Origin of the sequence: Mucilaginibacter pineti (assembly GCF_900101875.1) — a bacterium.
GTDB lineage: Bacteria > Bacteroidota > Bacteroidia > Sphingobacteriales > Sphingobacteriaceae > Mucilaginibacter > Mucilaginibacter pineti.
The window spans coordinates 570376-582484 of the sequence record NZ_FNAI01000001.1 but is presented as its reverse complement, the minus strand read 5'-3'; the positions used below and the strand labels follow the sequence as shown (position 1 = coordinate 582484).

Below are 12109 nucleotides of genomic sequence, written 5' to 3'. Positions count from 1 at the left end.
CTCGCGCACTTTTGATGAAGAAAGCTCACTTTAAAAGCATAACTACCTACCATAAATGTATTGATCACCTTATTAAACTAGGTTACATAACTTACCTGCCAAATTATGACTCCTATCAAGGTAGTCTCATTGAAATTAAATTATAGGGTCAGTTTGATATTGCTGACCCTATGTTCTATTTTTAATAGCTTTTAGCCGATAAGGCGTCTTCCAGCAACAGCATATCCTGGCTTACTTTGTAGTTTTGCAATTTAGCATAGTGTTGGGTTTGCCTGATCGAAGAATGGCCAAGCATTTTAGATACGGATTCCATCGAAACGCCATTATTAAGGGTAACGGTTGTTGCAAATGTATGCCGGGCAATGTGGAAAGTGAGTTCCGAATCTATATTACAGGTATCGGCAATCTCTTTCAAATAAGCGTTCATTTTTTGATTGGTCAACACGGGTAACGCATAGCCTGAATCGCTGCATCTACTATGGTCTTGGTATCTTGCTAATATCGTTTTTGCTTGGCCTAAAAGCGGTAGGTGAGAAGCTGAGTTTGTTTTTTGACGGTTAATAAATATCCATTCCTTACCATCTACGCCATCTTTAATATCTGACCTTTTCAAGTTCTTTACGTCGGCATAAGCCAGTCCGGTGTAGCAGCTAAATACGAAGATATCCCTTACCAAGCTTAGGCGTTCCGTATCGAATTTCTTTTCGATCACCCGTTTTAGCTCCGATTCTGTTAACGCAATTTTTTCAACCGCTTTTTTTGTCAGCTTAAAGTTTGCAAAAGGGTCTCCAGGCAACCACCTGTTTTTTACGCAGATCAAAACAACTTTTTTAAAATTAGCAAGATATTTCATTGTAGAATTATGATTGCACTTTCTTACGGTCTTCAACCAGAAAGCGTACTGCGAAATAAACTCATGATCGAGTTCTTTGATTGGCTTATCATTTACCTTATACATCCATTTAATAAAATCTCTTGTATGTTGCATAGAAATTTGATACCGGCCAATAGTTCCGGGAGCAAAATCTATTCCTTCAAGCGCCTTCATCTGATTATTATGATGCTGAAATACATCCAGTATCATTCGTGGTTTTTCAGTGACCCCATTAATGACATCTTTAATTGCTTGAGCTGATACTATTTTATCAGAATCATTTAAGGATCTTTTAGCCTGATAAATCATTTGCTCTAAAGTATCCAGGTAGTAATTGAGTTCTTTAGTTGACTCTTTAGTCCCTGATTCCCTTCCAGCAGCAGTATTCCAGCGCGATAATTCGCATTTTCTTTTTGTAGACAGCTCGGTAGCTTTGCCGTCTACGGTGATCTTTACATAAATAGATCTTAAAGTCTCTTTTTGATTTTTTGGTTGTTTTAAGAAAAACATTAATCCAAAGCTTTTTTCCAACATAACACATTAATAAAAAGTTAAACAAAATTACGTTTGTGTGTGCTGTATCACAAGATGTCCATGGCGTAAACATGCTGTTATACAGTTTGTTACAAGCCATTCGTAGAGTCTTTTTATTTTTTTGTCTGATTTTGAAAAGACTCTACGAATGACGCAAAAGAGTTTTGCGATTGTATGCGAGTTTTGGTAGGTAATGGCAAAGAAAAAGCCCTTTAATTTTTCAATTAAAGGGCTTAAATCACTTTTTTAATGCTTTCAGCGGAGAGTTAGGGTTCAGAACCATGTCCCTCTACGCTTTACTGACGCTGTTTTTGGCTATTTTTTCAATAGTACTCTACGAATGACGCAGTTTCTATTGTTTTGCCTTATGGCGGAGAGCTAGGGATTCGAACCCCAGGAACCTTTCACAGTTCAACAGTTTTCAAGACTGCCGCAATCGACCACTCTGCCAGCTCTCCGGGGACAAAAGTACAAATCCGGAGCGGATTGACAAATCTGAAAGTGATTTTTTTTCACTTTTTTAACAATTGTCAATAAGCATTTGAAAGTCAGTTGCTTAATTTGCGTGTGGCTCTCTTTTTTTGCTTTTGAAGCTATTATATTTAGGTTTTACGATCCTTAAATTGCGTTTTGAGAGCTCAACGGAAGCGTTTAATTCAAATCCGATGAGCAAAATAAGCGAATTTACGTACATCCAAAGCATAGCCACGATGACAGTTCCTAACGATCCATAAACTTTATTGTATGACGAAAAGTTATTGATGTAGTAGGAAAAACCAATGGATGTTAATATCGCCAGCCCTGTTGCCAATATAGATCCTGGGTTTATGAATTTCCATCTTTTTTTATGTGCCGGGCCATACCGGTATAAAATTGATATCGTTACAAAAAATATAATGATGATAACTATCCAGCTAACTAATGAACTTAATAACGCATAAACCCAAAAAATGCTTTTGCTTGCGAGGTGACGTTTAATGAATTTTATAACGGCTTGCGCAGTTACCAAAATGCCTATAGCAATAACAAATGCAAAGCTAATAGCAACAGTAAGTGTTAAAGCCACGCCACGCCGCTTTAACCAGCTGCGCTTATCGGTAATCAATGACGACTTATTAAATGCTTTAATAAGGTTCATAACACCATTGGTGGCAAAATATATAGTGGTTAAAAAACCGAACGACAATAGTTTGCCATTTTGGTTCCTGATAATATCTATAATGGTTTCCTTTAGTGCCAGATAGGTGTTTGTGGGCATAATGTTCTCCAATACCCGTAATAACTCTATCTGGAAGTGTGCTATCGGGATATAAGGGATAAGTGTGCACAAAAATATGGTTGCCGGAAAAAGCGCCAGCATAAAGTTATAAGCCAATGACGATGCCCTGTTAACCAGCGAGCTATTGCTTATTTCTTTAATGAAAAAGTCGACAACGGTATAAAGGGGCAGAGGCCTGAAGCCAGGGAGTATGATGTATCTTGTCCAGTCTATAATGTATCGATAAAATGCAAACCGGAGCAAAAAATGATGAAGCCATTTCATTTAATCAAACTTACTCAAAAAACGGCACTAATTTATCTATAAAATCCTGGTTGGGCAGGCAGGGGCGGTTTGTTTTCATGTTGATGAAAACCAGCAGGGTCTCCCCGATATTAATGAGTTCGCCTTTTTCGTTACTTAACTCATACCTGAAATGGATACGGATGCCCGGCATTTTATCCATGATAACCCTTATGCTGATTTCTTCGTCATATAACGCAGGCTTCAGGTATTTACATTTTAGCTCAAGTACAGGCATCATAATGCCCGATTGTTCCATGCCGCTATAGGTTAATCCCAAACTACGCAGCATCTCCACGCGACCAACCTCGTAAAACTCGGCGTAATTGCCGTAGTACATGTAGCCCATCTGGTCGGTTTCACCGTAACGTACCCTTATTTTAGTGGTATGTTCAAACATTTACCTTTTGATATTACGCTCGTTAAGGGCCTGTTGAAATTTGTGGGCATTCACCAAGTGGTCGGCAACATTATTGGCAAAGGCATGATAGCCCGAGAAATCGGCCTTGGCGCACATATAAATGTAATCGCTTTTTTGATAGTTCAATACCGCTTTTACTGCATTAACAGATGGCATCATAATTGGCCCCGGCGGCAGGCCCTTATTAAGGTAAGTATTATATGGCGAATTGTATGAAAGGTACCGTGTAAGCACCCTTTTTATCGTGAAATCATTTAGCGCAAAGATCACTGTAGGGTCTGCCTCCAATTTCATGCCTTTTTTAAGGCGGTTAAGGTACAAGCCGGCTACTGCGGGCATTTCATCATCATGAAGGGCCTCCGCATCAACTATAGAGGCTAAAATAGATACTTCCTGTATAGATAGATTTAATGACGCAGCTTGTTGTTTGCGCTCGGGCGTCCAGAATTTTTCGTAGTTGGCGTACATCTTTTTGAAAAATTTATCTGGTGACGTATTCCAGTACAGTTGGTAGGAGTTAGGCATGAACACGACATACACATTATCGGTAGTGAAACCATATTGCGCTACATAACTTGCAGAATCCAGCAAGCGGATTATGGATAAAGAATCGGGCTCTATCTTTTTTGAAACAAAGCCTGCAAATTGTTCTTTCATACGTAAGCCGTGAAACTCCAGCTTAACAGGTTCTTGCGTGCCAGATGCCAGCATGTTTATAAGTTTGCGGTTGCTCATGCCCGCGTGTAAACGGTATTTACCTGGCTTTACACGGGTTTTGTAATTCATATTGGTGGCAGCCCAATTAAATGAAACGCTGTCCTTTACCAAATCCTGCTCCCTTATGGTTTTAAAAACATCCTCATATTTTGCGCCGGTAGGTATGTACAGGTATTCCTGTTTATCGGTAACGTTGGGGCCAAAATATTTGAAGTAATAATTTGCGGCGGTAAAACCCAGCCCTACAATTATAACAAGTACCAGGGCTATGATAAATTTTTTTAACAGGCCAGATTTTGCCTTTTGTTCGGTCATGATTAAATGATATGTGTAGTAATTACTTTAGTTTTTGAATGGCGATTAATCCGCCCGTTAAGTTTTTAACATTGAGGTAACCATTTTGCCTCAATATGGTTTGCGCAGTTTTACTCCGTAAACCAACTTTGCAAATAACGATTATCTCGTCTGTTTTGTTGTAGCCGAGTTCATCTATCCCATCAACAATATCCTCAAGGGGAATGTTATGACCGCCAATATTGTAAGTATGATATTCCATCGCACCGCGCACATCTATCAGGTTCAGATCCTCTTTATTGTTTATCCGGATTATAAGCTCCGTGGCATTAATTTGCAGGGACATCTGTTTTTGTGCCTTGGGTTACTGTAAGGTTTATGCGTGTACCGATGCTGGTTTTGCTTAGCGAATCTGTTTTCATTGGATATTGCGATACCACAACCACGTTAGTAGAATCGGTAATGCTGCCCTGGTAAGTAACTATACCAACGCTTAAGCCGGCCCCTTTTATAGCAAAACGTGCCGCGTCCAGATCAAGGTTTATCAGCTGAGGTATTTCTACTTCGCTGGCACCTTCACCATCACCCAAAACAAGATCGACCATTGATCCTTTGGCCAATTTTGTACCCGGTTTAATAACCTCTCCTTTAAAACGCACTTCAAGTATGCGGTCGCGGGCAATGTCTGACCGGTAAGTAGTATCGCCAATTTTTAACCCATAATTTTGCAGTGTGGCAATAGCTTCACGATAGCTGCTTTGCTCCAGATCGGGCAGTGCGATGTTGGGCGCTAATAAGGTAACCATTGTTAAATATATAACGCGACCTTCTTTTACGTTTGTACCCGCATCCGGATCCTGTTCAACAATAGTTCCCGGCGCCACGTCCTGTACATAAACAGAATCTATTTTATAGCCAAAACCTTGTTCTTTTAGTATAGACATGGCCTTGTCAATCAATTCACCTTTGAGCTTAGGCACAGGTATGCCCGATCCATGATTAGTGTAATAGCCAAGGCTGTAAAAAGCAATTAACACGACAGCAATTACGGTTACAATAGCCCCTATAATGTTATTTCGAAATGATTTTGTTTTTAAGTAAGCCCCAAATTTGCTCATCGGTATATGTAAGGATAATTACAGTCAAATAAGTATCAAACATAGTGATTATTTCGGATTTCAGTGGTCGGGAAGTCAGAAAAGTCCGGAAGTCCGTAAGTCGGGAAAGTTCTTACAAATGTAAAAGATGATACATTTTCATAAATTTTATGGCTGCATCTATTTATTATTAAATTTGAGAAATTTACTTCCGGACTTTACCGACTTCCGGACTTGCTGACTACATAATATGAAAAACATAGCCCTTTTGGCCGGTGGTTTTACCGGCGAATACGAAGTATCTGTAAATAGCGCCAAAAATATAGCCGCCAGCTTAAAAGCTGATAAATACAAGGTTTACACCATATATATAAACCGCGACCGCTGGTTTCACGAAGCCGATAACGGCGTTGTTGATGTGGATAAAAATGATTTTAGTATTACCGTTAATGGCGAAAAAATAAAGTTCGATTTTGCCTTTATAACCGTTCACGGTACACCGGGCGAGGACGGTAAGCTACAAGGCTACTTTGATATGCTAAGCATTCCGTATAACACCTGCGATACTACTACATCGGCCATTACCATGAATAAGGCTTACACAAAAACCATAGTTAACGGTATTCATGGCCTGCATACTGCACACTCTATGCGCTTGTTTGAAAAAGATATGCATGATGTTGCCATTATAGCGGCAACGCTTAAATTTCCGCTATTTATTAAACCCAACAATGGCGGCAGCAGCGTGGGAATGAGCAAGGTTTATAATGTTGCCGGTTTGCCCGATGCACTGAAGAAAGCCTTCCATGAGGATGAACAGATATTGGTAGAAGAATTTATAAAAGGCCGCGAATTTAGTATTGGCATTGCCCGCCTTAACGGAAAAATAACGGTGCTCCCAGCTACGGAGATCATCAGCTCAAAGGACTTTTTTGATTACGAAGCCAAATATACCCCCGGTGTAACCGAAGAAGTAACCCCCGCCGACCTATCGGCGCAGCAAAATGAGCAGATAGCAGAAATTGTGACGGAGGTATACATTCGTCTTAATTGCAAGGGAATGGTTAGGGTCGATTTTATTTTGCTTGAAGATACTAAGGAGTTTTATTTTATCGAGATAAATACAACGCCGGGGCAATCCGCCAATAGCCTCATTCCGCAGCAGGTAAGGGCCACGGGAATGGATCTAGGTGAGTTTTATGGCGCTTTGATTGAAGGAGCTATTTGATTTCAGAATTTGAAATTTCGATTTCGGATTTGTAAGAATAATTGGTAGAGGCGCATATTTGCGCCTTTGTCTGTAACAATGAATATGGCATCTAAATTAAACGGGTAATGCTACAGTTTATAAAATTCAAAAAACTATACGGAGGTTTTCCGGCCCTGAAGATAGAAGAGCTGACGATACAACCGGGAATCTACTGGATCAAAGGGGTAAACGGCTCGGGTAAAAGCACCTTGTTAAAGTCCATTGCGGGGATCTTGTCTTTTGATGGCGATATTAAACTCGATAGTAATATCAGCATAAAAAAACAGCCTGTAGCTTACCGTAAGTTGGTAAATTTTGCTGAAGCAGAGCCTTTATTTCCGGAATTTTTAACCGGCAGTGAAATGATAGCCCTGTTTGCCAAAGCCAAAGACGCGCCGGCAGGGCAGGAGCAGCATTATCTGGAAACCATGCAAATGCAGGCCTATGTAAACCAGCCTGTTGGTACCTATTCCAGCGGGATGTTAAAGAAGCTGTCGTTAGTGCTTGCTTTCCTCGGTACACCTAAACTTATTTTGCTGGATGAGCCGCTGATAACTATCGATACCGCGTCATTAAAGATCCTGAACGGTTGGATAGCCGAACGCTATAATCAAGAGAGTACAAGCTTTCTGCTGTCATCGCACCAGGCACTGGAACACAACGAATTACCTGCGGCACATGAATTACTGGTAGAGGAGCAAACGCTTAAATTTATAGCGTAATGAAGCAGCCGCTAACCGTAGTATTATTAAAAGTATTTGCTAAAGGTTTTTACGAGGTTCATATACCCATACTTTTTTTTGTGTTTTTTATAATGGTTGGCTGCGTTCCCGGAAATATGCTTATCAGCTATCATAAATCATTGATGATGGGCATGGTGAGCATCCCCATAATGCTGGGACTTGTGTTTTGCGGCTGGTTTATCTACATTATAAAAAGCTGGCATTATGTAATAACCCAAATAGCTGCTCCCGATAAGCAATTCCTGTTTTACAGTAGTACTTCGTTCCCCCGGGTGGTGCAATTACGGAGTTGGCAATACACACAGGCAATTATATTGATGCCCATTATTATTTACGGGTTACTTACTGTTGGTGTTGGTTTAAGTAACCATTATTACCTGCTGCCCGCTGTTATTCTGCTTTTTTTGATCGCTTTAATTTATTGCAGCTCAGTCATATATACCAATGCCTTGAATCGATTGGTTGATGGTAGTAGCCAGTCGGTATTGTTAAAGTTGAGCCGCAATTGGCGTAAACCTTACTTTAGCGTATACATCTATCATGTTTTTGATAAGCTGAAGGTGCAGTATTTTGTAACCAAGGTTTTATCGTGGCTAATTATTACAGCTGTTTTTTACCTTTTTGCCGATGTAAGCACTGACTTACGGGTGGCCGGTATAGCAGTGCTTGCTGTTATAACCGCCCATGTGGTACTGATATTTGAGGAACGCCGTTTTGAAGAAACCCGACTTAGTTTTTCTCGTAATTTACCTTACACCCGGTTGCAGTTATTTGTGAATTTTATAGGTGTATATGGGGTATTGTTACTGCCTGAATGCGTGTGGTTGTTCAGCAGGTTTAACCCGTTAATGGCCATTGAGTTATTACTGTTTGGTCTGAGTACAGTCATGCTGTTGCATAGTTTACTCTATTGGTTTGGTATAAATATGGACAGGTATCTGCAGTGGATTATGGGCCTGTTTATGCTGTTATTCTGGATAATTATGTTCCATTTGCTATGGCTGTTAATACCGGTTAATATGCTGATAGCCTACTTGTTAATGTACAATAATTATTACCAAAGCGAGGGAATGGTGAAAAAGGAGTGAGGCTATATGCCGTACTGATCAATCACATCCTGGGGTATTTTAGCACCGCGGCCGGTGGCCATATCAATCATTACATAGTCGAAATATCCGTCGCAGCATACCTTGTTGTTGGCCTTATTTCTTAGTGAAAATATTACCCTACAGCCCTTATCGTCAATGCTTTCTATGCCTGTTTTTACTATAAAATAATCGCCCATGGCAAGGGCGCGTTTGTAATCAACATGGGCAGTACGTACTACCCAGCCAAAGCCTCGTTCCATAAATTTTTCCATTGCCATACCATAGCAGCGCTCCATCTGATCATACCGGGCAGCAAGCACATAGTCAAAATACTTGCTGTTATGCACATGCTGAAACATATCTATATCATCGGGGCGTACGCGAAATTCAGTTTCGAAGGTAGAATACATATAAGTCAAAAGTAAAAATTCAAAAGTAAAAATTTGCATTTTTGTTGGCAATGCCGGTTTTTGTTTTCGTGATTTTTTTGATGAAATCTGGACGATTTTATTTTAAATAACCGATGAATTTCGCTTAAAATCAATATTTTATCAGTGCGCGTCAGTATGCCGTCAGCAGTCGTCAGTACTTCGTCAGCAATCGTCAGTAGGTCGTCAGCACGCGTCAGTAAGCCATCAATATAGTGGTGTAAATTGATGGCTTAATCGCCTCAATCCTTTTGAATTTTTACTTTTGAATTTTGACTTAAATCACTATCTTTGCACCCACAAATAACAAAATTTATTAACGCTTTAATATTATTCACGTAATGTATTTAGGTAAAGAAGCAAAGGCAGAGATCTTTGCAAAACATGGTAACGGTGCTACAGACACTGGTTCAACAGAAGGTCAGGTAGCATTATTCACTTACCGCATCGCACACTTAACTGGTCACCTGAAAAAAAACAAACATGATTTTTCAACCCAGTTATCACTGCAAAAATTAGTAGGTAAACGCCGCGGATTGCTGGCTTACCTGTACAAAAAAGACATTGGAAGATATCGTGCTATCATCAAAGCTTTACAGCTTAGGGATATCATCAAATAACTTTTCTTATTTTTTTATAAAAAGCCATTCCGGATTTAGGGGATGGCTTTTTTACTTTAACTATCATAAGTTTTCTGATAAATAACAACAAACTCATGATCGCCCAGTTGCCCTTAACAAGGCAAATTATTTGATTGAAAAACAAATATTACACACACATAAAAAACCGGTGCGCTCCGAAAGATGAAAAGCGTGCCACAAACAAAAAAAGATGAGTTTAAACGTAATTAAAAAGGTTATTGATTTAGGTGACGGCCGCACCATTGAGATCGAAACCGGTAAATTGGCCAAACAAGCCGATGGCTCTGTAGTTATTAAAATGGGTGATACCATGTTATTAGCTACCGTAGTATCATCGCAAGAAGCGAAAGAGGGAGTTGATTTTTTACCCCTTTCTGTTGACTACCAGGAAAAATACGCTGCCACCGGTCGTATCCCGGGTGGTTTTTTACGCCGCGAGGCACGTTTATCAGACTATGAGGTTTTGATCTCCCGTTTGGTTGACCGTGCTTTACGCCCAATGTTTCCGGAAGATTATCACGCAGATACACAAGTGATGATCTCTCTTATTTCTGCAGATAAAGATATCATGCCTGATTGCCTTGCCGGTTTAGCAGCATCAGCAGCATTGTCTGTTTCTGATATTCCTTTCAATGGCCCTATCTCTGAAGTTCGTGTAGCTAAAGTTGATGGCGAATTAGTTATCAACCCAACTTTAAGCCAGCTTCAGCGTGCTACTTTAGAATTTATTGTAGCAGGTAGCGAGCATGACATTAACATGGTTGAAGGCGAATCAAAAGAAATTCAGGAAGCTGAATTGGTTGAAGCCATTAAATTTGCTCACACAGCTATCAAAATTCAGTGTTTAGCTCAAAAAGAGCTGACTATTGAAGTTGGCAAAACCGAAAAACGCGTTTACAGCCATGAGCACAGCAACGAAGATTTGAAAAAAGCTATCTACGCTGCTACTTATGATCAGGTTTACGCTATTGCTGGTGAGGCATCTGGTAAAGACGAGCGTGGTGCTAAATTTAAAGCAGTACGTGACGAATACATTGCCACTTTAGGCGAAATTGATGACGTTACTAAATTTTTAGCTAAAAAATACTACCATGATGTAGAGTATGATGCTATCCGTAACCTTGTTTTAGACGAAGGCAAACGTTTAGATGGTCGTACAACTACACAAATACGCCCAATATGGAGCGAAGTTGGTTATTTACCATCAGCTCACGGTTCGGCTGTATTTACCCGTGGCGAAACACAGTCATTAACCACCGTTACCTTAGGCGCTAAGGACGATGAGCAAATGATTGATGGTGCTTTCATCAACGGATACCAAAAATTCCTGTTGCACTACAACTTCCCAGGTTTCTCAACCGGCGAAGTTCGTCCTAACAGGGGTGCTGGTCGTCGTGAAATTGGTCATGGTAACCTGGCTATGCGTTCATTAAAACGTGTATTGCCTGCCGAGGATGAAAATCCTTACACTATCCGTATCGTTTCTGATATCCTGGAGTCAAACGGTTCATCATCAATGGCTACAGTTTGTGCCGGTACATTGGCTTTGATGGATGCAGGTATCAAGATCACCAACCCGGTATCTGGTATTGCAATGGGTTTAATCACCAACGAAATGGGTACAAAATACGCTATCCTTTCTGATATCCTTGGTGATGAAGATCACCTGGGCGATATGGACTTTAAAGTAACCGGTACTGTTAATGGTATTGTTGCTGTGCAAATGGACTTGAAAATCAATGGCTTATCATACGAAGTGTTAACAAACGCTTTAAACCAGGCTAAAGATGGTCGTTTACATATCCTTGGCGAAATGGCTAAAACCATTACCCAGCCACGGGAGGATTACAAACCACACGCTCCGCGAATTGTTACCATCAGAATTGACAAAGAATTTATTGGTGCAGTTATCGGACCCGGTGGTAAAATCATCCAGGAAATGCAACGCGAAACAGGTGCAACCATCTCTATCGAAGAAAAAGACAACCAGGGTATCGTTCAGATCTTTGCTGATAACAAAGAATCTATTGACCAGGCTTTAACCCGCATCCGTAACATCGCTTCAAAACCTGAGGTTGGTGAAATTTACGAAGGCAAGGTGAAATCAATTATGCCATTTGGTGCATTTGTTGAAATTATGCCGGGTAAAGATGGTTTACTGCACATATCTGAAATTGATCACCGCCGCATTGAAACAATGGACGGTATTTTCCAGATAGGTGATGAGGTAAGGGTTAAGTTGCTTGATGTTGACAAACAAGGCAAATTAAAACTTTCCCGCAAGGCATTACTACCCCGCCCAGAATCAAAATAATAACACACTTGTTATATAAGCAAAACCCTCGTAATGAGGGTTTTGCTATTTTGTTTGTTTTATTTACACTTTTTTTCAAAAAATTAAAACAAAACCTGCTTATTTGAACTTTATAATACTTAACAGATAGTTGTTAAAACCGTAAAGT

Annotated in this window: 12 protein-coding genes and 1 tRNA gene; 5 read left to right on the top strand and 8 right to left on the bottom strand. The window is 40.1% G+C overall.

Annotation, left to right across the window (positions count from 1 at the left end; all coding sequences use genetic code 11):
• Window positions 1–181: 181 nt before the first annotated feature.
• From BLS59_RS02350 to BLS59_RS02320, 7 genes are all read right to left on the bottom strand, one after another.
• Window positions 182–1408, bottom strand: a complete 1227-nt coding sequence (locus BLS59_RS02350) for a site-specific integrase (protein ID WP_091143621.1) — start codon at window positions 1406–1408, stop codon at window positions 182–184.
• Window positions 1409–1776: 368 nt separating this feature from the next.
• Window positions 1777–1866, bottom strand: a tRNA-Ser gene (locus tag BLS59_RS02345).
• 98 nt (window positions 1867–1964) lie between these two features.
• Window positions 1965–2951 (bottom strand): YihY/virulence factor BrkB family protein, encoded by a 987-nt coding sequence (locus BLS59_RS02340; RefSeq protein ID WP_091143618.1) that lies wholly within the window; start codon window positions 2949–2951, stop codon window positions 1965–1967.
• Between the two features lie 10 nt (window positions 2952–2961).
• Complete coding sequence (locus tag BLS59_RS02335) at window positions 2962–3369, bottom strand: acyl-CoA thioesterase (protein ID WP_091143614.1); 408 nt, start codon at window positions 3367–3369, stop codon at window positions 2962–2964.
• On the bottom strand, window positions 3370–4422 hold the full coding sequence (mltG, locus tag BLS59_RS02330; protein ID WP_091143611.1) for an endolytic transglycosylase MltG: 1053 nt from the start codon (window positions 4420–4422) through the stop codon (window positions 3370–3372).
• A 22-nt stretch (window positions 4423–4444) separates the two neighbouring features.
• Window positions 4445–4747, bottom strand: a complete 303-nt coding sequence (locus BLS59_RS02325) for a rhodanese-like domain-containing protein (RefSeq protein WP_240315127.1) — start codon at window positions 4745–4747, stop codon at window positions 4445–4447.
• Entirely contained in the window at window positions 4731–5519 is a 789-nt protein-coding gene (locus BLS59_RS02320; RefSeq protein ID WP_091143608.1) for a PASTA domain-containing protein, read from the bottom strand. Before BLS59_RS02320 ends, BLS59_RS02325 begins: the two co-directional genes overlap by 17 nt.
• Window positions 5520–5748: 229 nt before the next feature.
• Between BLS59_RS02320 and BLS59_RS02315 the strand changes: the two genes are divergently transcribed.
• The 3 genes from BLS59_RS02315 (at window position 5749) to BLS59_RS02305 (ending at window position 8578) form a co-directional block, all read left to right on the top strand.
• A complete protein-coding gene (locus tag BLS59_RS02315; RefSeq protein ID WP_091143606.1) occupies window positions 5749–6726 on the top strand; it encodes a D-alanine--D-alanine ligase in 978 nt (325 codons plus the stop codon).
• Window positions 6727–6833: 107 nt separating this feature from the next.
• Window positions 6834–7469 (top strand): ABC transporter ATP-binding protein, encoded by a 636-nt coding sequence (locus BLS59_RS02310; RefSeq protein WP_091143602.1) that lies wholly within the window; start codon window positions 6834–6836, stop codon window positions 7467–7469.
• Window positions 7469–8578, top strand: a complete 1110-nt coding sequence (locus tag BLS59_RS02305; protein WP_091143599.1) for a hypothetical protein — start codon at window positions 7469–7471, stop codon at window positions 8576–8578. The genes BLS59_RS02310 and BLS59_RS02305 overlap by 1 nt, the downstream gene beginning before the upstream one ends.
• 2 nt (window positions 8579–8580) lie before the next feature.
• Here BLS59_RS02305 and BLS59_RS02300 read toward each other — a convergent pair whose 3' ends face one another.
• Window positions 8581–8988: an acyl-CoA thioesterase gene (locus BLS59_RS02300; RefSeq protein ID WP_091145011.1), complete on the bottom strand. Its 408-nt coding sequence runs from the start codon at window positions 8986–8988 to the stop codon at window positions 8581–8583.
• Window positions 8989–9347: 359 nt separating this feature from the next.
• On the opposite strand from BLS59_RS02300, the gene rpsO reads away from it, so the two are divergent.
• Window positions 9348–9626 carry a 30S ribosomal protein S15 gene (gene rpsO / locus BLS59_RS02295; protein WP_091143595.1) on the top strand — a complete coding sequence of 93 codons (279 nt, stop codon included), beginning with the start codon at window positions 9348–9350 and terminating at the stop codon, window positions 9624–9626.
• Window positions 9627–9837: 211 nt separating this feature from the next.
• Window positions 9838–11961 (top strand): polyribonucleotide nucleotidyltransferase, encoded by a 2124-nt coding sequence (gene pnp, locus BLS59_RS02290; protein WP_091143591.1) that lies wholly within the window; start codon window positions 9838–9840, stop codon window positions 11959–11961.
• Window positions 11962–12109: the final 148 nt, after the last annotated feature.